Origin of the sequence: Collinsella sp. LCP19S3_D3, assembly GCF_052121455.1 — a bacterium.
In the GTDB taxonomy this organism is placed as follows: Bacteria; Actinomycetota; Coriobacteriia; order Coriobacteriales; family Coriobacteriaceae; genus Collinsella.
This window is the reverse complement of record NZ_JBQKEF010000002.1, coordinates 96,023-117,213: the sequence shown is the minus strand read 5'-3', so window position 1 is coordinate 117,213 and position 21,191 is coordinate 96,023. Positions and strand designations below refer to the sequence as shown.

Sequence of the window (21,191 nt, the reverse complement as noted above, 5' to 3'; positions counted from 1 at the left end):
ACTAAACCTCCATGACGACCGGGATGATCATCGGACGGGTGCGCGTACGGCTCCAAATGAAGTTGGAGAGCGAATCGCGCACGGCCTTGCGAATGGCATCGGAGCCGCTGCTCGTAAAGCTAAACTTGCCCTTCTCGATCGTCTTCATGATGGATGCGGAGGCATCCTCGGAGAACTGGTCATCGATGGCAAATGAGACGCCGCGGCCCGAGAACTCGATGGCCTCGATCTTCTTATGCTTGAGCGAAACGATGGCGACGGCTGTGACCATACCGTCATTAGCGAGCTTCTGACGATCGCGCAGGACGATGGGGTCGGTATCACCGATGCGCAGGCCGTCGACGTAGACGACGCCGGATTCGACGGGCGTGCCGCGCTTGACAATACCACCGCGCATCTCGAGCGTGTCACCGTTATCGAGGATAAAGATGTGATCATCCTTAATACCCATCTTGCGGGCAAGCTGGGCATGGGCTCGCAGGTGCACGGCCTCGCCGTGAACCGGCATAAAGTAGGTGGGCTTGGCCATGGCCATCAGAAGCTTGAGCTCCTCCTGGCTGCCGTGACCCGAGACATGGACGAGGGCGCGATTCTTATCCCACACGTCGCAGCCAAGCTTGGCCAGGCTGTTGACGACCTGCTGGACGGCCTTCTCGTTGCCGGGAACAGGGGTCGCCGAGAGGATGACGGTATCGCCCTCGTGGATGGAGAGCGTCTTGTGCTCGCCGTTGGCCATGCGGGACAGCGCCGACAGCGGCTCGCCCTGAGAGCCGGTGCACATGACGACGATCTTGTCGTCAGGCAGGTTATCGATATCGAAGGCATCGATGATATCGGCATCGTCGATGTTGAGGTAGCCCAGCTCGCGCGCCACGCGGGTGTTGGTGAGCATGGAACGTCCGGTCACGACGACCTTGCGGCCGCACTTGCGGGCGGCGTCGCAAATCTGCTGCAGGCGATGGATATGGCTCGAGAACGACGCGACGAACACGCGGCCCGGGGCATTCTTGATGGCGTGCAGCAAGTTGGGACCGACCTCGGCCTCGGACTTGGTAAAGCCCGGAACCGTGGCGTTGGTGGAGTCGGAAAGCAACAGGTCGATGCCCTGCTTGGCAAAGCGACTGATGGCGGCATAATCGGGCGTGACGCCATCGATGGGCGTCTGGTCGAGCTTAAAGTCGCCCGTGTGCATAACGGTGCCCTGGTTAGTGCGAATGAATACGCCCAAAGCGCCCGGAATCGAGTGCGTCATAGAGAAGAAGTCGAGCGAAATGCCACCAAGATTGACATGGCTACCGCCCTTGACCTCGCGGAACTTGGGCGCGCGGATGCGGAACTCGGAAAGCTTGCCCTCGATGAAACCAAGCGTCAGCTTACTCGAGAAGATGGGCACCTTGTTGTTGAGGTCCTGCAGCAGGTACGGAAGCGAACCGGTATGGTCCTCGTGGCCGTGGGTGACGATGATGCCGCGGAGCTTCTCCTCGTTCTCCAGAACATAGGTGTAGTCGGGAAGCACCAAATCGATACCGGGCTGGGAGTCGTCGGGGAACATAAGGCCGGCGTCGACGAGCACCATGTCGTCGCCGCACTCGAAGACCGTCATATTCTTGCCGATGCCGTCAAGGCCTCCGAGCGGAATGATCTTCAAGGGAGATGATTTTTTAGCTGCCATAGGTTCGTGCGGTTTCCTTTCTTCGAAACGGGTCTGGAACAACCGACGGGGCGCTTCTGGCAAACCGACCGCCGGGAACGTACAAACATGCATCACGGAGTCGATGCAGTAACCGCATTATGATACCCATTTGCCCACCAACAGACCACCCATGCATCAAAGCCCCATCCAAACCGGTCCATCCCGCCGGTCTGGGGCCATCGGGGGCCGGGGCGGGTTAAGTTTGCTGCTCTACAGTCCTGCGCAAGACGGAAAGCACATTAAGTGCTTTCCTTTGCGTGCGGAACTCGCGACAAACTTAACCCGCCCCGGCCCCCGATGGCCCCAGACCTGCCAAAAAGGGACAGGTTTATTTTGGTCGGTTTTATCTGGGGTAATGCCGCACATGCGATTATCTAAAAATCTGAATTCAGATAACTGAATAGACTATCTGACAAAATCGAAACCCGCACCAACCAGCCCTTTTGCTATTCCCGGCGGGGGCCGCGGGTAAAGTTTATCGCGAGTTCCGCACGAGCCGGAGAGCACTTAATGTGCTCTCCGTGCGAGCAGGACTGTAGAGCAGGAAACTTTACCCGCGGATCCCGCCGGGAATAGCAAAAGGGCGACCCCTGTCCGGAGTCGCCCTTGTTGAGCCGCTTATGTACGGCTGTTACTCGGCGTCGTGGTGACGGCGGGGCTTGCGGCCTCCGTTGTCACCGGGACGGCGCGGACGGTCGCTGCGCTCGGAGCGCTCGCGACGCGGACGCTCACGGCGCTGGAAGTGCTCACCGTCGCCCTCGGAGGCACCCTCGGCACGAGCCGGAGCCTCGGGCTTATCCAGACGATCGAGCGAGATCTTGCCGCGATCGTCGACCTCGATGACGACGACCTTAACCTCGTCGCCCACGTTGAGGACGTCCTCGACCTTCTCCACGCGGCCCTTGGCGACGCGGGAGATGTGCAGCAGGCCGTCCTTACCGGGCAGCAGGTTGACAAAGGCGCCGAAGGGCTGGATGGAGACCACGCGACCGGTGTACTCCTCGCCCGGCTCGGGAACCTTGATGATGAGCTTGATGCGCTCGACGGCCTGGTCGACGGACTCGCCGGTGCCGCCGACAAAGACAGTGCCGTCCTCCTGGATGTCGACCAAAGCACCGGTCTCGTCTTGGATGCCGCGGATGACCTTACCGCCGGAACCGATGACGTCGCGGATCTTGTCGGTCGGAACCTGGATGGAGACGATGCGCGGAGCGGTGCTGCGCGTGGTGTGGCGCGGCTCGGGGATCACATCGAGCATCTTCTGCAGGATGAAGGCGCGACCCTCCTTGGCCTGCTGCAGGGCGCGGGCCAGGATGTCAAAGGTAAGGCCGGTGGCCTTGTTGTCCATCTGCAGAGCGGTAATGCCCTCGGTGGTGCCGGTGACCTTAAAGTCCATATCGCCCAGGAAGTCCTCAAGACCCTGGATGTCAGACAGGACCACGGTCTTGCCCTCCTCCTGGATCAGGCCCATGGCGATACCGGAGACCGGGCGCTTAATGGGAACGCCGCCGTCCATAAGGGCGAGCGTGGAGCCGCAGGTCGAAGCCATCGAAGAGGAGCCGTTGGACTCCATGACCTCGGAGACCACGCGGATGGCGTAGGGGAACTCGTTCTCGTCGGGGAGCACCGGAAGCAGGGCGCGCTCAGCCAGGTTGCCGTGGCCGATCTCGCGGCGCTTGGGGCTACCCATGCGGCCGGTCTCGCCGGTGCAGAACGGCGGGAAGTTGTAGTGGTGCATGTAGCGCTTGCCCTCGGTGGGCTCGATGGTATCCAGACGCTGGCCCTCGTTGAGCATACCGAGCGACAGGACGGAGAGCACCTGGGTCTGGCCGCGCTGGAACAGGCCGGAGCCATGAACGAGCGGCAGGTAGTTGTCCTTCACCATAATGGGGCGGATCTCATCGGCGGCACGGCCGTCGACGCGCTCACCGGTCTCGACGACCATGGTGCGCATGGCCTTCTTCTCGAGCTTCTTGAGTGCCACGGGGATCTCGCGCTCCCAAGCGGCCTGCTCCTCCTCGGTGAACTCGGCACGGATGGACTCCTTCAGAGCCTCGACCTTGCCGATACGGGATAGCTTGTCGGCGTCGCGAAGGGCGGCTGCCATCTCGTCGTAGTGGGCGAAGATGCGCTCCTGGACCTCCTCGACGGGCTGGTCGAGCGGGTACTCCTTCTTGACGATAGCGCCGTTGACCTGCTCCCACTCGGCAACGAACTCGTCCTGAGCCTGGCAGAAGGCAGCGAGGGCCTCCTGGCCAAACTTCATAGCGGCGAGCATATCGTCCTCGGAGATCTCATCGGCGCCGGCCTCGACCATCGAGATGAAGTCGGCAGAGCCGCCCAGCTCCAGGTCCAGATCGGAGTTCTCGCGCTCCTCATAGGTGGGGTTGACGATAAACTCGCCGGTCTCCACGTTGCGGCCGATGCGCACGCACGCAAGCGGGCCCTCGAAGGGCACGCCGCCGAGCGTCATGGCCAGGGAGGCACCCATGACGTTGATGACGTCGAAGGGGTTGACCTGGTCGGCGACGAGCGAGGTGGCGACGATGTGCACCTCGTTGCGGAAGCCGTCCGGGAAGCTCGGGCGAATAGGACGGTCGATCATGCGGGCCGTGAGCGTGGCCTTCTCGCTGGGACGGCCCTCACGCTTGAGGTAGCCACCCGGGATGCGGCCGGCAGCGTACATCTTCTCGTTGAAGTCGACGGTCAGCGGAAAGAAGTCGTAGTTCTTGCGCTCCTTGGAGACGACCACGGTGTCGAGCATCGTGGTGTCGCCCTGCTTGACCAGACAGGCGCCGGTGGCCTGCTTGGCAAGTTCGCCCGACTCAAAGGTGTAGGTCTTGCCGTACAGCTCAAAGGTCTTGGATACGAGTGTCATTGTTCTCCTTTACCCCGCAGGCCCCTTGCCAGCGGGCTTCTCATGTGACGCGGGCCCCCTGCCCCCGCCACGCTTCAGAGCGTGATTGTTCACGCCCTTACACAAAAAGAGCGCCCCGCTGCGCAGGACGCTCTTAAGCATGTACAAATCCTTACTGGATGTTGTCGCGGATGCCCAGAGCCTTGATGAGCTCACGATACTCGACGACGTCGTTCTTCTTGATGTAGGAGAGGAGACGACGACGGCGACCGACGAGCATGAGCAGACCACGACGGGTGTGGAAGTCCTTCTGGTGGGACTTCATGTGCTCGGTCAGCTCCTTGATGCGCTCGGTCAGGATGGCGACCTGAACCTTGGGGTTGCCGGTGTCGACCGGGGTGTTACCGAACTGGGCAGTCAGCTCCGCCTTGCGCTCTTTGGAAACAGTCATTGTTTCACCTTTCGTTTCGCGTCGCCCGCGGGCGACTCTATTCGCCTCGGACTGGGAAGCCGCCGGTGGAGCGAGCATCCAAGGTCGAGGTACCAACAGGTCGGTATGTTACCACAAGCGGACCGCGTATGCCCATCATCACCGACCCAACATGAATTCCATCGCGCGAAGACGCTGATCGGTGTGCGTCGCAGCCCAAACATGCGAAAGCCCCAGCAAAAAGGCGGCAGTATGAGGATCGACCCTCTCGGCCATGAGCGCATCGAAGGTCATGGACATGAGGGCGCGCAGCCATGCGACCTCGCCGGTCGACACCAGCTCGGCACCCGGAACGCTCGACGCGCACGACCCGCACATGAGCCCGCCCGCCTGGGGCGAAAAATACGACAGCATGGGGTCTCCGCACAGTACGCAGGCCGAAAAATCGGGTCGATAGCCAACGTGCGACAACAGCTTAAAGACATATGCCGCCACAAGCAGGTCCATATGTGCCGTGTCGAGCCTGCTGCCCACCAGGGCAAGTGCTCGCTGCGTAATGGCAAAGGTAAACGGGTCCTCGGCGTCCTCGAACGAGCACACGCGCGCGACCTCGGCGATCGCGCTTGCGGCGCAGGTCGTCTCGTAATCGGGCGCGGCGCCGAGCGGCGCCTCCATAAGCTCGGCCTGGGAAACCACGTCGAGCGACCGTCCGTGCGCGAGCAGCATATCGACGGTACAGAACAGCTCGCAGCGCGCCGCCAGGCGCCCGCCGGGTTTGCGCGCGCCCTTTGCCACGGCACGGACCTGCCGACCCCGCTCATCGAGCATCGTCAAGATCAGATCGGTCTCCTTGAGCTTGGTCTTATCGAGGACGAGTACCTTTGTGCGATATGTCCGTGAGCCTGCCATGAGCGCCGCGCGCCCTTAGTCCTCGGCGTTGTAGCCAAAACGGCGAATCTGGGCCTCGTCGTCACGCCAGCCGGCCTTTACCTTCACATCCAGCTCCAAAAAGACCTGCGTGCCAAAGATGCGCTCAAGATCGCGACGGGCGTCGATGCCGATATGCTTGATCATCTCGCCGCCCTTACCGATGATGATGCCCTTTTGGCCCTCGCGCTCGACGTAAATGGTGGCATGCACGCGCAGCACCTTCTTGGTCTGCTCGAGCGCATCGCAGATTACGCCAACGGAGTGCGGAATCTCATCACGGGTGCGGCGCAAGACCTTCTCGCGCACAAACTCGGCAACGAGCGTCTCGTCGGAAGCGTCGGTACCCATGTCCTCGGGGAACCAACGCGGGCCCTCGGGCAAAAAGTGCGCAACGGTCTCGATGAAGGCATCGACGTTAAAGTTCTTGACCGACGACGTCACGATCTCATCGTCATATTCCATGAGCTCGTGGGCGGCCTTAAGCTGCTCCATGACCTGTGCGGGATCGGCCTCATCGGCCTTGGTGAGCACCAGGACCTTCTTGGAACGGGCGCATCTGACGCGCTCGGCAACCCAGGCGTCTCCCCTGCCGATCGGTTTGGTGGCATCAATCAAAAACGCGACGACATCGACATCGTTCAGCTCGAACAGCGCGCTCTTGTTGAGCTCGGACCCCAGGCCGTCCTTGGGTTTGTGAATACCCGGGGTATCGACAAAAACCAGCTGGTAACCGGGGCGATTGACGACGGCGCGCATGCGACGGCGGGTCGTCTGGGCCACCGGCGAGGTGATGGCGACCTTTTTGCCATAGCAGGCGTTGAGCAGCGTGGACTTACCGGCGTTGGGGCGACCGACCAGGGCCACGAAGCCGCTGCGGAAACCGGGCTCAACGTCGCCAAAGCCCGCGAGGCTGTCGCCCTCGTCGCACAGGGCGTCGAGCTCCTCGTCACTCATGCCCTCAAACGGGTCGAACTCCTCGACCTCGCAAGCCTCAGTCGCTTCGGCATCCACAGCATCCAGGGGCTCGTCGTCCAGCGTTTCATCGATAGGCTGCATATTGTCGGACATGAAGATCCCTTTCTAAATAAAGCCGAGCGCGTGGGCAAATACCAACAAGCCCACAATCGCGGCGGTGATGGAAAGAACGTATACGGAGGCGGCGGCGATATCCTTTGCACGCTTTGCCAGCGGATGGAACTCCTGGGTCGCCAAATCGACAATCGCCTCCATGGCGGTGTTGCACAGCTCGCCGTGAATCACCAGGCCGCAGCAAATGATAATCGTAGCCCACTCGGCAATGTCGAGCCCCACGATGCAGCCGGCAATGACAGTGCACACACCCGCCACGAGCATGACCTTAATGTTACGCTCGGTCTTGACGGCGGTAACGAAGCCCTCCATGGCGTAGGAGAACGACTTTAAAAAGGACGGATGGTCCTTGTTCGATCCGGGAATCATAGACGGCTCCTAGTCGTGGGCATGGTTGGTGATGGGGCCGACGTGAACCAGCTTGGGGTCCTCGCCGCGCTCGAGCGCCAAATCGCGCAGGATGGCGTCCTCGCGGGCCTCCATGACCTCGGCCTCGTCGTCGTCGATATGATCGTAGCCCAGTAAATGCAACATGCCATGCACGAGCATCAGGCGGCACTCATCGGCAGAGCTATTGCCAAAGCCGGGGGCCTGACGGGCAATGACCTGCGGGGCCAAGATGATATCGCCGAGCTCGAGCGTCTCGTCGGCTGGGATATCCTCGTCAAAGGCCGAGTCGCATTCAAACGAGAGGACATCGGTGGCACGGTCGATACCGCGCCACTCGTGGTTGAGCTCGTGCATCTCATCCTCATCGACATACGAAAGGGAAATCTCGACTTTTCGCTCAACGCCCTCGGCAGCAAGCACGACCTCGCAGATGTGCTCTACCTCCTGCGCGTCAAGCAGCGTATCGAGCTCGGCATCGTTGCTGATCAATACACTCAACGGGACTCCTTTCGGTCGCGCACGCGTTTCTCGCGCACGTCATCATAAGCATCATATGCCTCGACGATTCGCCCCACCAAGGCGTGACGCACCACGTCGGCACGCTCGAGGTGCGAAAACGCGACATCGTCGACACGACCCAAAATCTGCTCAACGTCGGCAAGACCGCCGCGACGACCTACCAAGTCACGCTGGCTCAGGTCACCGGTAATCACAAACTTGGAGTTAAAGCCCAAGCGCGTCAGGAACATCTTCATCTGCTCGGGGGTGGTATTTTGAGCCTCGTCGAGCACCACGAAGGCATCGCTCAGCGTACGACCGCGCATGTAGGCAAGCGGGGCGATCTCGATCACGCCACGCTCCATAAGCTCATCGGTGCGCTCGCGATCCATCATGTCAAAAAGGGCGTCGTAGAGCGGACGCATGTAGGGATCGATCTTTTCCTCGAGGGTACCGGGCAAAAAGCCCAAGTTCTCCCCCGCCTCGACAACCGGACGCGTCAAGATCAGACGGCCCACCTCGTGACGCTTGAGCGCGGCAACGGCGAGTGCCATGGCCAGATAGGTCTTACCGGTACCGGCAGGACCCAAGCCAAACGTGATGGTATGCGAGCGGATGGCATCCACATAGCGCTTTTGACCGAGCGTCTTGGGGCGAATGGCACGACCGTGATACGAAAGCAGCACATCATCGCGAAGCGACGTAGCCCCGTACTCACCGTCGCGCAAGACGGCCAGGCAGCGAGAGACATCGTCGACAGACAGCGTCCGTCCGGCGGCAACCTCGCGAAAAGCATGCTCGAAAAAGCGCGCCACGAGCTCGACCTCGTCCGGGTCACCGCACACGGCGATACTGTCGCCACGGGCGACCACGTGGGCGCGAACCAAGCTCTCGAGCGCACGAAGGACGCCGTCGCCGGCACCCAAAACGCGCGAGGGATCAATTCCATCGGGAACGGTAAGTCTAATCTTCGAGGCTTCCATGAACCTCCCTGCGTGCATGGACCAAGCCGGAATCATCGACTCCGATGATAGCAACATCGAGCAGGCACGGGGCTGTGAGTCCGCAGGTATCGTCAAGACGGGCATGATGGAACGAACCGAGCGTCAGGTTGTCGCCACACTCGAGCACGGCACGCTCGACGGTGCCCACGCGACGGCGGGCGTCGGCAATGGCGAGTTCCTGCGCCGCGGCTCGCATACGACGGCTGCGCTCAGCCATAACCTCGGGCGGCACCTGGTCGGGCATATCGGCAGCAAGGGTACCGGGACGCTTGCTATAGCGGAAGACATGCATGCGCGAAAAGCCCACGCGACGGCACAACGCCAGCGACTCCTCAAATTCCGCGTCCGTCTCGCCGGGAAAACCGACGATGACGTCGCACGAAAGGGACGCCTGAGGCAAGTTGGCGCGGATCATACGCACCGTCTCCTCAAATGCCTCGGCGCTATAGGGACGGCCCATGCGATGCAGGGTCGCCGTGCAGCCAGACTGCACGGGCAGGTGCAAAAACGGGGCGATGCGCTGCGGATAGCGCGCCATGACCTTAAGTAGGGGCTCGGAGATATCCATGGGCTCGACCGAGGAAATGCGCACATGAGGAATAGACGTACGCTCCATGATTGCCTCGAGCAGCTCATCGATCTCGACGTGTTCGTCGGTCGCACTCTTGCCATCGTAGGCGCCCAGGTTCACGCCCGTCAGCACCACCTCGGGCACGCCGGCCTCCTGAGCCTCACGAACTTGTTCGAGCACAGACTCGACCGGCACGGAGCGCTCGGGGCCGCGGGCCTTCCACACAATGCAATAGGTGCAACGATGGTTGCAGCCGTCCTGGATCTTCACACCCAGACGCGAGCGACCGAGCGCGTCGACCACATCGCCGTCGCTACAGGCAGCCACGCTATCGGACTCAACGCCCAGCACCTCGCAGACGCGTTCGGCGACATCGATCTTAGACGGCTCCGCGATCACGCGGTCCGAAAGCTCCAGAAGCTCCTCGGGGTGCAAATTGACAACGCACCCGGTCACGACCACATAGGGCTCTTTTGGATGAGCCAGCGCATGGCGGACGGCCTTACGGGTCTTGGCCTCGGCCTCGCCCGTAACGGCACAGGTGTTAATGACGATCAGCTCCGCATCCTGAGGCTCCACCATTGCAAAACCCAGGCGCATAAGATCGGCAGTGATACGGTCGGACTCAACCCGGTTGACACGGCAGCCGAGGTTGACAACAGAGATATGAGGTGCGAGCACGCGGGCTCCTTAATCGAGGATGTCGTCGAGAGCGCTCTTAATGCGATCGGTCACCGATTTCTTGCCGGAAGCGACATCGTCGCCCGACTCGGCGGCGAAAGCCTCGAGCAGCTCGCGCTGCTTGGCGGAAAGGTTCGTGGGGACGAGCACGCGCAGCTGAACAATCAAGCGTCCACGCGAGCCGCCACCGCCGATACGGGGCATACCGTAGTTGTTGACACTCACGGTGTCGCCGTACTGCGTACCGGCGGGGACGCACACCTTGACGACCTCGTCGGGCAAAATGCCCTCAACCTTAATCTCGCAGCCGAGTGCAGCCTGCGCAATCGAGATATCGCTCACGAGGTACAGGTCGTCGCCGTTGCGTTTAAAACGCTCGTGATCGGCGACGCGCACGTTGACGATCAGGTCGCCCGAGGGCTCACCACGAAGGCCTGCCTCGCCAAAGCCGCTCACGCGCAGCTGGCGACCGGTCGAGACGCCGGCGGGGATATCGATGTCGATCTTTTCATGCGAAGGCGTGCGGCCCTGACCGTCGCAGGTCTCGCAGGGATGGTCGATGACCGTGCCTTCGCCATGACAGTCGGGGCAGGGCGAAGAGGACTGAACCTGACCCAGGAACGAGCGCTGGACCGTCGTGACATAGCCCGTGCCGTGGCAACGGCTGCACTGCTTTTCGGCCGCACCCTCCGCCCTACCGGTGCCATTGCAATCCTCGCAGGGGGCAAGGCGGTCATAGCTGATCGTCTTTTTGCAACCGAGCGCCGCCTCCTCAAGGGTCACCGAAAGGGAGATGGCCATATCGCGGCCGCGACGACGCTCGCGGCGATTTCGGGCGCCACCGCCGGCACCGCCGCCAAAGAACGACGAAAAGAGGTCGTCCATGCCCATGCCGCCAAAGATATCGTTAATGTCGACATAGCCAGAGCCACCGGGGCCGTCGGGCGAACCGTAGCGATCGTAGTTTGCACGCTTCTGCTCGTCGGAAAGAACGGAATATGCCTCGTTGAGCTCTTTGAACTTGGCCTCGGCATCGGGGTCGTCCGAAACGTCCGGGTGTACGATACGGGCCTTCTTTAGAAACGCGCGCTTAATCGTCCGCGCGTCGGCATCCTTGTCGACGCCAAGTACCTCGTAGTAATCCCTATTTTCCGACACGACCGAATCCTTCCGACTTTCATTATTGTCACAGTGCGTCCTATACCCAAGCTGGGCCGACCGCAAACAAAGGGTTTGATGTTATTGCATTGCGTAGGGCGAAAGCATGGCACGTTGCGAGCAGCTCGCAAACCAAACCGACACGAGAGCAAACATAAATCCGTTGGCAAAACCGTTGGCAAACTGCATCGCGCCGCGCTTCCACCACAGCAGGCTGCGGTGAAGCACGCCGTCCGAGAGCACCATGAACAAGCCCATGGCAAACGGAACAAAGCACATCATGGCAAAGGCCGAGAACACGCCCGAGATGGCCGACAGCACCAAAAAAGGCGCCACGATGCCCATCAGGTAAAAACCGGTACGAGCCTTGCCCTCCAGGCGTTCGGCCTCGACATGGGCGCGCCCGACCAAATCGCCGCCCGAGGCACCGTTGGTGCCGGCGTGACCCATGCCGTCAATATGGACCTCGTCGCCATCATGCGTGCCGGCGGGAAACTCAATCGTCTGCTCGGAGGTCACACGGGTCCGTCCGCTGCCACCGCAATCGGGGCAGGGGTCGGCGACGACCTTACCGGAACCGCCGCACTCGGGGCAGACCGACTGGAACGTGCCGGCACCAAACAGGAAGGACAGGTCGACGTCGATGTGGCCGCGACCGCCGCAGCTCGGACAGGTATGTGCATGCTCGGACGAGATAGAGCCCGAGCCTCCGCAATGACCACAGGTATCGAAGCGCGTATAGCGGACGGTCTTGCGGGCACCGCCCTTGGCCTCCTTGGCGTCGAGCTTAATATCGACGACCACGTTGGCGCCGTTCTCGGGATTATAGGCAGCCTGGCTGCGACGCTGCTGGCCCCAGGCGCCACCAAAGGGAAAGCCGCCCTCAAAGGGATTGCCATAGCCCGCGCTGCCGGCGTAGCCGCCGCCATAGGGCGAAGCAGAAGGAGCGCCGGCGAAGGGATTGCCCGAGCGCATGGCATCATAGCGCGCACGCTTCTGCTCGTCCGAAAGCACGGCATAGGCCTCGGAAACCTCTTTAAACTTTTCCTCGGCATCCGGCTCTTTGTTGACGTCCGGATGGAGCTTGCGGGCCTTTTGCTGAAAGGCCTTCTGGATATCACGCGAGGTGGCGTCCTTGGAGACACCCAGGATCTCGTAGTAATCTTTTTCGTTCATCGTCGCCATGCGCGGCAACCTCCTGCTCACAGCAGCGTATATATTGCGGTAATTCTACCCGAGCGGCCTAAGCTAGACCCCAAAACAGCTCGAACAGCATATTTCCATCGAGCCAGCCCAAGTGGGTGGGCGCTAAACGGGCGCGGGCGCGACCTGCTACAACATCTTTTGAGGTGATGCGCCCCGCATGCCCCCCGACATCATCGGGTACCCAGGTGGCAAGGCCCAACTCGAGCGCACGGTCACAGGACGCCGCCAGCTCGTCTGCAGGAATCACGCTTGCCGAGCGAACCAACAGGTCGGGCCCAATGCCACGCGTCATGCGGCAGGCAAGCATCAAATCCTCCGCCGCCGCCTCGCGCCGCGACAGATACTCGGCATCAAACGTCGTCGCGGCATCGTCGCGTTGCACCAGACGCACGCGATACGCATCGCCGCGACCGGGCACGTCGGGATAAAGCCCGGCCAAGCGATCGAAATCCTCGGCGTCGAGCATACCGGCGGCAGAGCGACCCAGGCCCAGATAGCCCCGTCCGGTCCAATAGGCGATGTTATGCGAGCACTCATGTCCGTCGAGAGCATAGCTTGCCACCTCATACGGGTGATAGCCGGCCGCGCCCAGACGCTCGCGCGCCGCTTCCATGCACGCAGCCTGAAAATCCTCGTCGGGCTCGAGCGACTCGTCGTAACACGCCATGCGGTAGAGCGGCGTGCCTTGCTCGAGCGTGAGCGGGTACACCGACACATGATGCGGCAGCGCTGCCAACACGCCATCGAGCGTGCGCTTCCAACTCGCTGCGGTCTGCCCGGGAAGGCCGCACATAAGGTCGCACGACACATCGAGCCCAGCGTCCTTAACCGTCGTGATGGCAGCGAGCGCCCGATCGGCATCGTGAATACGGCCGATGGCGGTAAGTTCGGCATTATCGAGCGTTTGCACGCCCAGAGAGACGCGTGTGACACCAACCTTGGCAAGCGCAGCGGCAAGCTCGGCGGTCAGCGACTCAGGATTAGCCTCGCAGGTAAACTCAACGGGCTTGCACCACATGCAAATACGCCGGGCAAGCGCCACCAGACGCTCTCCCGCCAGCGACGGTGTGCCGCCGCCAACATAGACGGTGCGGACCTGTGCAAGCGCCCCGGTGTCTCCAAAGGCATCAAGGCGCGCATACAGCTGCACAAAATAGGCATCGAGCGCAGCGCTCAGGTCGCACGGAGCAAAACTGCGTGAGTCAAAGTCGCAGTACCGACACTTTTGAGCGCAAAACGGCACATGCACGTACAGCGCGCTAACGGCCACCGTTAGGCCTCCAGCGGATGGGCGGGCACCGACTCGCCAGCGGCAAGTGCGGCCTCGCAGGCCACCACATCGCGCTCGATATCATCGACCAATGCCATGAACTCCTCATATGTGGAGCAACGCACCACCTGGGCGCGCCAGGCGGCGGCATGGGGCATGCCCTTTAGATACCAGCTTGCATACGTACGGGCACGCGACATGAGCGGCAGAAGCTCATGCGTCAGCGTGAGATGCTCGCGCAGGGCGTCCAGGCGCTCGACAGAGCTGCGCACCGGCACCGGTACGCCATTGAGCGCAAGGGCGCGAGCATCACCAAAGACCCAGGGATTACCGTAGATACCGCGTGCGATAAACACCGCGCTGGCACCCGAGTTGCGCAGATGCTCCGCGGCATCCTCGGCCGAGAACACGTCGCCCGAACCGATGACGGGAATCTCGACGGCATCGGCCACCTCATCGACGACCGACCAATCGGCCTGACCCGTATAGAGCTGCGTGGCACAGCGACCATGCACCGCCACAGCAGCGGCGCCCGCCCCCTCGAGCATCTGGGCAAACGTCGCGGCATTGCGATCTTCGGCGTAAAAGCCTTTGCGGATCTTAACGGTCACGGGCACGTGCGCCGCGCCCACCGCCGCCTCGACGATCTTTTCGGCCAGCTCGGGCGTGCGCATGAGCGCCGAGCCCTCGCCTTTGGCGACGACCTTGCGAGCCGGGCAGGCCATGTTGATATCGATCAGCGACAGGCGATTGCCCACACGCTCCTCGACGGCAGCGACGGCGCTCGCAAATTGATCGGGCTTGGAGCCAAAGAGCTGCACGCAGATCTGCCGCTCCTCGTCGGCCGGCAGCACCAGGCGCCACGTCTTATTGCTGGCATAGGCAAGGCCCGCCACGCTCACCATCTCGCTATAGGCAAGATTGGCGCCGCGGCGGCGGCACATGATGCGATAGGCGGGATCGGTCACGCCGGCCATGGGAGCCATAAGGAACGGCTGCTCGGCATAGGCACCCAGCAGCCGCGTACTGTATTCGGAAAGCGCCATGGAACTACTCGTCCACCTTGAGGATCGCCATAAAGGCCTCTTGCGGGACCTCGACCGAACCGATGGCCTTCATGCGCTTCTTGCCCTCTTTCTGCTTCTCGAGCAGCTTGCGCTTACGCGAGATATCGCCGCCATAGCACTTGGCCAAAACGTCCTTGCGGCGCGCCTTGACGGTCGAGCGGGCAATGATCTTGTTGCCGATGGCACCCTGAATGGGCACCTCGAACAGCTGGCGCGGAATTATTTCCTTAAGCTTGTCGCACAACCCGCGGGCCAGGCCATAGGCCTTGTCCTTGTGCACGATAAACGAAAGCGCGTCCACCTCGTCGCCCGAAAGCAGGATATCGAGCTTGACGAGCTCGGAGGGACGATACTCGTTGAACTCATAGTCGAGCGACGCATAGCCCTTGGTGCGGCTCTTGAGCTGGTCAAAGAAGTCCAGGATGAGTTCGGCAAGCGGCATGTCGAAGCGCATCTCGACCGATTTGCTCGTGAGGTGGATCATGTCGGTCGTAATGCCGCGGTGCTCGATAGCGAGCTGCATGACGGCTCCCGTATACTCGGGCGGGCAGATAATCTTGGCCTTGAGGTAGGGCTCCTCAATGCGCTCGATGCGCGTAGCCTCGGGCAGATCCTGCGGGCTGCGGACATCAAGCATCTCGCCGTCGGTCTTGTAGACGTGGTAGTCCACCGAAGGGCTCGTGGCGATGAGGTCCAGGTTGAACTCGCGCTCCAGGCGCTCCTTGACGACCTCCATATGCAGCAGGCCCAAGAAGCCAACGCGGAAGCCAAAGCCGAGCGCCACCGAGGTCTCGGGCTCCCACACCAACGACGGGTCGTTGACATGCAGCTTATCGAGAGCGTCACGCAGGTTCTCGTAATCCTTGTTGTCGATCGGGAACAAGCCCGTGTAGACCATGGGCTTGGCCTCACGGTAACCGGGAAGCGGCTCAGGGCAGGGATTCGACGCCCACGTGAGGGTATCGCCCACGCGAACGGCCTCAGGGTCCTTCAGGCCCGTGACCACGTAGCCCACCTCACCGACCGTCAGCGCGTCGACCGGAGTCTCGGCGGGGCGCTTGACGCCCACGCCATCGACCAAAAAGTCGCCCTCGGCCTGCATCATGCGCAGGGTATCGCCCTTCTTGATGGAGCCGTCAAAGACGCGGACCGTGGCGACGACGCCGCGGTACTCGTCAAAATACGAATCCAGGATGAGCGCCTTGAGCGGAGCCGTCGCATCGCCCTTGGGCGGTGAGATCAAAAAGACGATGGACTCCAGCAGATCATGGATGCCCTCGCCGGTCTTGCCCGATACGCATACGGCATCGTCGGCAGGAATCGCAAGGTCATCCTCGATCTCGGTCTTAACCTCGTCGGGGTGTGCCGACGGCAGGTCGATCTTGTTGATAGCGGGCACGATATCCAGGTTGGCGTTCATGGCGAGCGTCGCGTTGGAGACGGTCTGCGCCTCGACGCCCTGCGTGGCGTCGACGACGAGCACCGCACCCTCGCAAGCGGCAAGCGAACGCGAGACCTCGTAGGTAAAGTCCACGTGGCCCGGCGTATCGATCAGGTTGAACTGATACGTCTCGCCATCGTCGGCGTCATAGGAAACGCGAACGGCATTGGACTTGATCGTGATGCCGCGCTCGCGCTCGATATCCATGGTGTCGAGCAGCTGCGATTCCATGTCGCGCTCGTCGACGGTATGGGTGAGCTCGAGGATGCGGTCACTGATCGTGGACTTGCCATGGTCGATGTGCGCAACGATCGAGAAGTTGCGGATGTGGGAAATGTCAATTGAAGTATTCATGCGGACTATCTTACCCGAGCGATACAAAAAATGGAGCCTGTTCCATAAAACAGGCTCCATTTATGCGCGTAATCTGTGTGGTGTGAAATTTACAACTTAGGCGTTGATGCTGTTCACGAGCTTGGCAAGACCGGACTTGCGGTTGGAAGCCTGGTTCTTGTGGATAACATGCTTGGCGGCAGCCATGTCGAGACGCTTGGTGACGGTCTTGAGGGCAGCCTGGGCCTTCTCGGCGTCGCCCTCGGCGACGGCGGACTGGACATGCTTGGTCAGCGTCTTGAGCTCGGACTTGACAGCCTTGTTACGCATGCGAGCTGCCTCATTGGTGCGGATACGCTTCTTCTGAGACTTGATGTTTGCCACTTCTGGAGTTCCTTTCGAGTTCCTTGCAAAAAATGTATGACACCTCTGAGACACGGTGAGGTCATGCAAGCGCCTACTATAGCACGCTCCCCCTCAAAGGGATAGAACGAATTTGTCAAATAGACAGCTATCATCACGATTTTCTCAAGATGTTCGTAATCCAGAGCAAAAGCGCGTTCTGAGAATCGGCCGAACCCTTAAGAGCGAGCTCAACATCGACCGCGCCCTCGAGCGCCGCGACGAGCTCCGCCATCGAAAAGCGGCGTGCCCAGGTCAGGTGATTCTTAACCTGCCAGGGTTGAAGCTTGAGCGTCGCGGCAAGCTCGCGACCCTGCCCACGCGCATCGAGCGCCTTGGCGACGATAAGCTCGCGAATGCGTCCGCACAGCAGCGTGTAGGTCCACACATAGCTCTTGGCGGGTAGCAGCCCAAAGAGCTCAAGCGAGCGGCGCATATCACGAGCCGAGACCGCGTTGAGAAAATCCCAGGGCTGAACTTCGGCCGTGCGCACGATCCAGCGTTCCACATCGGCAAGCTCAATTTGCGGCGCATCGACCATCTGGGCAAGCTTGACCAAGTCGTTATCGAGCATGCGAGTGTTTTCACCCGAACGCGAGACGAGTTCCTCGGCGGCCGCCGTCGAGATCGACTTGCCGTGCTGCGTCGCCATCTGCTGCACGCGGCGCGGTAGCTCCCAGCGCTTGGTGCCGGAGCAATCGATCACGGCCTTCTTGTCGATCTTGGCGATCGCCTTATACAGGCGCGTGTTCTTGGCAAGCGAGTCGGCGATGATGAAACAGACCGTTGTGGGGCTTGGACTCGCTAAATACTCGACAAGCGGCTCCGAGACCGCCTTGGCGAGCTTTGAGCAGCCGTCAAGGATTACCAAGCGAAACTCGCTGCCCATGGGAAAAGTGTTGAGCGATCCGATAATGGACTCGATATCGGGGTCCTTGGTCATGTCGCGCTCGTCGAGGTTGAACTCGACCATACCCGACTTTTCCAGACGTGCTTTCATACGCGAGACGGCGTGGTCGCGCTTGACTCCGTCGGTACCGACGATCAGATATGCCGGCAGCAGACCGGTTTCAGACATCGCGCTCCCCTCCCGCAGGCTCTCCTGTTCGTACCGTGCCATTCTATCCCACGGGTTGGTCCCGCGCCAACGGCAGCATCACGGTCGCTGACATCGCATGGCGAAACCGGCCGCAGTCGGCGAGACGGTAATGTCGCCTCTCTCGATAGTGCATGCGAACGCGCCGCCCGCATCGCTAACGGCATCGATGCAGGCATCGGATGGATGGCCGTAGCGGTTGCCCTCGCCCGCGCTCGCAATAGAGAGCTCGGGCTTAAGGGTTTCCAGCAGGTCTGTATCGACAGAATCTTTTGAGCCGTGATGCCCCAGCTTGAGCACATCGATATCACCCACCTCCTGTACAAACTCGCGCTCCTGATCGAGCTCGGCATCACCAGTGAGGAGCATACGCAGGCTTTTGCCTTCCTGAGCATAGGAGAGCAGCAAGACAAGCGAGTCCTCATTGCCCTCACCGTCAACCGTATCAAACGGCCACATCACACGAGCCCGAAATGCGCCGATATCGACTGTGTCTCCGCGAGCCACCTGCCGATACGTGACGCTTGGGCGATTCAGAACCTCAGCAGGCGCGCTGCCCAGCGCATCCGCCGCAACCGCAATGCTTCCAACCGAAAACCGATCGAGTACGTCGGGAAGACCGCCCCAATGGTCTTCATCCCAATGCGTCACGAAGACGGCGTCGATATGGTGGACGTTATTGCGAACCAACGCCGACACCACGCGCGCGTCGAGCCCACAGTCGACGAGCGCCACGGCGCCACCCTGACGAACCAGAATCGCATCGGCCTGGCCAACATCAAGGACTGTCACCGAAGGCGGCGCACATCGATCCCAATAGACATACGGAACGCCCGCTGCAAGCATCAAACACAGGAGCCCCACCGCCATGGGCCGCGCGCTGGGGCGTGGCCACAAGACCAAGAGGACCACCAGCGAAAAAGGCACCACGTATACCAAGGGCGTATCGGGCGGCACGCTTACGGATGCGCCCGGAACGGCAGCAAAGAGCTGCTCAAAGAACAGGGCACAGCGAGCGATAGCCATGGGCACCACAAGCGCCCCGTGGCGCAAGAGCGGCACAAGCGAGCAAGGCACCAGCACAACCGAAGATGCGAGCAGAACGCTTATCACCGGACCGATCACGGCATTTGCAAGCGGGGCAATGAGCGAAAAGATCCCAAATGCGGGAATGGTTACGGGAAGTGTCGCGAGCTGCGAGCACAGCGTGACGGACAAAATACTGGCAACCCCCGATGGCACGCTCAGCTCGCCCAAGGCGTAGGTAGCGTAGGGGCAAAAACAAAGGATGGCAAAAACACTGGCACACGATAGCTGAAAACCCATCTCGAACAATACTGTCGGCCGCAGCAACATAAAGATTGTCATGGTCAAAAATAGAGCCGAAAGGCCATGCCGACGACGTCCGGCGCCGTTGACGACAAGCGTCACCGCCACCATACAGCACGCGCGCACGGCCGAGGGCGAAGCGCCCGTAAAGACGGCATAGGCAGCGAGGGCCAGCACCAACAGCCCTCTCTGCAGCCCACGAGAGAGGCGAGTCTTTTGCAGGGCGCTCTCAATCACAAACCCAACGATGGCAAGATGGCTGCCCGAGACGGCGATAAGATGTGCGGTGCCCGTTACCGAAAACAAATCGCCCGCCGGCTGAGCACGCAGCTCGGAGGAGCGTCCGCAGACAACGCCGGCAATGAGCGAGCGCGCCGGATCGGTCTCGGGAGCGATAACGGCAAGGAGCTCGTTTCGCAGCCAAGGCAACGGCCCCGGAAAGCCCTCGTCAACCGATACCAACCGGATGACCTTAACTTTTCGAAGCTCGCCCCGAAGCACGCGTGAGCGCCCATACGCATCATTCTCAAACCGCGAAATTCGACCGATAGCATGCACATGCGAACCGGCGCCGAGCTCACGATCACACGACAGCCGTATCTCGCCCAAGCGCTTTCCACCCGCATATGAATCACAGGTATAGGAGTATGCCCCGTCATTGATGGATGGGTCACCCTGTACAACAAACTCGAGACTGCTCGCAGCTCGATTATCCAGTGCCGTCGAAGCACGCAGCGCCCCTATCGCCCAACCCGCGGACACGACCGCTCCCGCCAGGAGGCCGAGGGCCGCGGCATACAGCCATCGCCTCCACCGCACAAGACGCATACAAAACCGAGCCAATACGATGCACGCGGCAGCCGCAACGGGAATGGCCATAAGCAATGTGACGGGCGCTGCCCGCTCTCCCAGCAGCAAATCGGCTGCCACGTTAAGTACCAGGCCGCAGCTCGCACACAAACCAGAACAAAGGGCCATCGTCCACGGCATCAGGGGCCGCGGTGGCATCACATGCTCACACTCGGACACACTCATACGCAGATGCAATCTTTAATTTTGGCGAGCTTTTTCTCACCGATCCCCGATACGCGCATGAGGTCATCGACCGAGGCAAAGGCCCCGTTTTGAGTCCGCTCATCGATAATCGACTGGGCCGTAGAAGGCCCGATGCCCGAAAGCGTCTGCAGTTCCGCCGCACTTGCCGTATTGATATTCACAAGCCCCGACGAAGACCCCGCACCAGCAGTCATGGCAGCACCGCTTTCGACCCCGCCGACCGCCGCAGCCGCTTGTTGCTCCCCCACCATCGGAACATAGATCTTTTGGCCATCTGTGATCTTGGACGCACGATTAAGCCCTGTCACATCCGCCTCAGCCGTAAGCCCTCCGGCGGCATCGATCGCTTGGGACACCCGCGCTCCGTCTTTGAGCCGGTACACGCCAGGCCTCGCAACGGCGCCATCGACATCGACGTACACCTCAGCAGCAGAAGAACTCTTGGCAGACGACTCATCGGCATCATCAGGTAACCCATCCCCGGCCCCGCGCACATCCGAGGCGCCCGCCTCATCACTACGCTCAAACGACACGCCGCTGGAGCGGCTACCAAAACTTGCCATCGCCAAGCCGCTCGCGGCGGCAATGACAATCAGAATCGCCACGACCATCGCCTTATGGCCGAGCAGCTTTTCTGCCCAGCGGTCCATCCGTTTAACCCGTTCGTGTTGCTCGCGTTGCGCCATAGCA

At 61.2% G+C, this 21,191-nt stretch carries 18 protein-coding genes; all 18 read right to left on the bottom strand.

Annotated elements, in window-relative coordinates; genetic code table 11:
* Position 1 precedes the first annotated feature (1 nt).
* Positions 2-1,672 carry a ribonuclease J gene (locus ACTQXM_RS01465; protein ID WP_117654800.1) on the bottom strand — a complete coding sequence of 557 codons (1,671 nt, stop codon included), beginning with the start codon at positions 1,670-1,672 and terminating at the stop codon, positions 2-4.
* Positions 1,673-2,324: 652 nt separating this feature from the next.
* Positions 2,325-4,571, bottom strand: coding sequence for a polyribonucleotide nucleotidyltransferase (locus ACTQXM_RS01460; RefSeq protein ID WP_427794772.1), 2,247 nt, complete (start codon positions 4,569-4,571; stop codon positions 2,325-2,327).
* 151 nt (positions 4,572-4,722) lie between these two features.
* On the bottom strand, positions 4,723-5,001 hold the full coding sequence (gene rpsO / locus ACTQXM_RS01455; protein WP_154516313.1) for a 30S ribosomal protein S15: 279 nt from the start codon (positions 4,999-5,001) through the stop codon (positions 4,723-4,725).
* A gap of 138 nt (positions 5,002-5,139) precedes the next feature.
* The gene (gene recO, locus ACTQXM_RS01450) at positions 5,140-5,889 is read right to left on the bottom strand and encodes a DNA repair protein RecO (RefSeq protein WP_154516310.1); all 750 of its coding nucleotides are present in this window, start codon (positions 5,887-5,889) and stop codon (positions 5,140-5,142) included.
* Positions 5,890-5,904: 15 nt separating this feature from the next.
* Positions 5,905-6,978, bottom strand: a complete 1,074-nt coding sequence (gene era / locus ACTQXM_RS01445) for a GTPase Era (RefSeq protein ID WP_441048393.1) — start codon at positions 6,976-6,978, stop codon at positions 5,905-5,907.
* Between the two features lie 12 nt (positions 6,979-6,990).
* Positions 6,991-7,368 carry a diacylglycerol kinase family protein gene (locus ACTQXM_RS01440; protein ID WP_427726826.1) on the bottom strand — a complete coding sequence of 126 codons (378 nt, stop codon included), beginning with the start codon at positions 7,366-7,368 and terminating at the stop codon, positions 6,991-6,993.
* A gap of 9 nt (positions 7,369-7,377) precedes the next feature.
* On the bottom strand, positions 7,378-7,887 hold the full coding sequence (gene ybeY, locus ACTQXM_RS01435) for an rRNA maturation RNase YbeY (RefSeq protein WP_441537022.1): 510 nt from the start codon (positions 7,885-7,887) through the stop codon (positions 7,378-7,380).
* The gene (locus ACTQXM_RS01430; protein WP_441537021.1) at positions 7,884-8,870 is read right to left on the bottom strand and encodes a PhoH family protein; all 987 of its coding nucleotides are present in this window, start codon (positions 8,868-8,870) and stop codon (positions 7,884-7,886) included. The genes ybeY and ACTQXM_RS01430 overlap by 4 nt, the downstream gene beginning before the upstream one ends.
* Positions 8,851-10,143 carry a MiaB/RimO family radical SAM methylthiotransferase gene (locus ACTQXM_RS01425; protein WP_441537020.1) on the bottom strand — a complete coding sequence of 431 codons (1,293 nt, stop codon included), beginning with the start codon at positions 10,141-10,143 and terminating at the stop codon, positions 8,851-8,853. The genes ACTQXM_RS01430 and ACTQXM_RS01425 overlap by 20 nt, the downstream gene beginning before the upstream one ends.
* Positions 10,144-10,152: 9 nt before the next feature.
* Positions 10,153-11,301 carry a molecular chaperone DnaJ gene (gene dnaJ, locus ACTQXM_RS01420; RefSeq protein WP_441041560.1) on the bottom strand — a complete coding sequence of 383 codons (1,149 nt, stop codon included), beginning with the start codon at positions 11,299-11,301 and terminating at the stop codon, positions 10,153-10,155.
* 81 nt (positions 11,302-11,382) lie between these two features.
* Positions 11,383-12,486, bottom strand: coding sequence for a DnaJ domain-containing protein (locus ACTQXM_RS01415; protein WP_441048389.1), 1,104 nt, complete (start codon positions 12,484-12,486; stop codon positions 11,383-11,385).
* Between the two features lie 58 nt (positions 12,487-12,544).
* Positions 12,545-13,777, bottom strand: a complete 1,233-nt coding sequence (hemW, locus tag ACTQXM_RS01410; RefSeq protein WP_441537019.1) for a radical SAM family heme chaperone HemW — start codon at positions 13,775-13,777, stop codon at positions 12,545-12,547.
* Between the two features lie 2 nt (positions 13,778-13,779).
* Positions 13,780-14,823, bottom strand: coding sequence for a tRNA dihydrouridine synthase DusB (dusB, locus tag ACTQXM_RS01405; RefSeq protein ID WP_441537018.1), 1,044 nt, complete (start codon positions 14,821-14,823; stop codon positions 13,780-13,782).
* Positions 14,824-14,827: 4 nt separating this feature from the next.
* Positions 14,828-16,639 (bottom strand): translation elongation factor 4, encoded by a 1,812-nt coding sequence (gene lepA / locus ACTQXM_RS01400; protein WP_441537017.1) that lies wholly within the window; start codon positions 16,637-16,639, stop codon positions 14,828-14,830.
* Between the two features lie 96 nt (positions 16,640-16,735).
* Positions 16,736-17,002: a 30S ribosomal protein S20 gene (rpsT, locus tag ACTQXM_RS01395; RefSeq protein WP_022094714.1), complete on the bottom strand. Its 267-nt coding sequence runs from the start codon at positions 17,000-17,002 to the stop codon at positions 16,736-16,738.
* A 133-nt stretch (positions 17,003-17,135) separates the two neighbouring features.
* Positions 17,136-18,098: a DNA polymerase III subunit delta gene (holA, locus tag ACTQXM_RS01390; RefSeq protein WP_441537016.1), complete on the bottom strand. Its 963-nt coding sequence runs from the start codon at positions 18,096-18,098 to the stop codon at positions 17,136-17,138.
* Positions 18,099-18,176: 78 nt separating this feature from the next.
* Positions 18,177-19,874 carry a DNA internalization-related competence protein ComEC/Rec2 gene (locus ACTQXM_RS01385; protein ID WP_441537015.1) on the bottom strand — a complete coding sequence of 566 codons (1,698 nt, stop codon included), beginning with the start codon at positions 19,872-19,874 and terminating at the stop codon, positions 18,177-18,179.
* A gap of 602 nt (positions 19,875-20,476) precedes the next feature.
* On the bottom strand, positions 20,477-21,187 hold the full coding sequence (locus tag ACTQXM_RS01380; protein ID WP_441015498.1) for a helix-hairpin-helix domain-containing protein: 711 nt from the start codon (positions 21,185-21,187) through the stop codon (positions 20,477-20,479).
* Between the last annotated feature and the right edge of the window lie 4 nt (positions 21,188-21,191).

Bases quoted from the DNA above. Each gene is read 5' to 3' on its own strand.
- ACTQXM_RS01465 (WP_117654800.1), bottom strand. From the start codon at position 1,672: ATGGCAGCTAAAAAATCATCTCCCTTGAAGATCATTCCGCTCGGAGGC.
- ACTQXM_RS01460 (WP_427794772.1), bottom strand. From the start codon at position 4,571: ATGACACTCGTATCCAAGACCTTTGAGCTGTACGGCAAGACCTACACC.
- rpsO (WP_154516313.1), bottom strand. From the start codon at position 5,001: ATGACTGTTTCCAAAGAGCGCAAGGCGGAGCTGACTGCCCAGTTCGGT.
- recO (WP_154516310.1), bottom strand. From the start codon at position 5,889: ATGGCAGGCTCACGGACATATCGCACAAAGGTACTCGTCCTCGATAAG.
- era (WP_441048393.1), bottom strand. From the start codon at position 6,978: ATGTCCGACAATATGCAGCCTATCGATGAAACGCTGGACGACGAGCCC.
- ACTQXM_RS01440 (WP_427726826.1), bottom strand. From the start codon at position 7,368: ATGATTCCCGGATCGAACAAGGACCATCCGTCCTTTTTAAAGTCGTTC.
- ACTQXM_RS01430 (WP_441537021.1), bottom strand. From the start codon at position 8,870: ATGGAAGCCTCGAAGATTAGACTTACCGTTCCCGATGGAATTGATCCC.
- ACTQXM_RS01415 (WP_441048389.1), bottom strand. From the start codon at position 12,486: ATGGCGACGATGAACGAAAAAGATTACTACGAGATCCTGGGTGTCTCC.
- dusB (WP_441537018.1), bottom strand. From the start codon at position 14,823: ATGGCGCTTTCCGAATACAGTACGCGGCTGCTGGGTGCCTATGCCGAG.
- lepA (WP_441537017.1), bottom strand. From the start codon at position 16,639: ATGAATACTTCAATTGACATTTCCCACATCCGCAACTTCTCGATCGTT.
- holA (WP_441537016.1), bottom strand. From the start codon at position 18,098: ATGTCTGAAACCGGTCTGCTGCCGGCATATCTGATCGTCGGTACCGAC.
- ACTQXM_RS01380 (WP_441015498.1), bottom strand. From the start codon at position 21,187: ATGGCGCAACGCGAGCAACACGAACGGGTTAAACGGATGGACCGCTGG.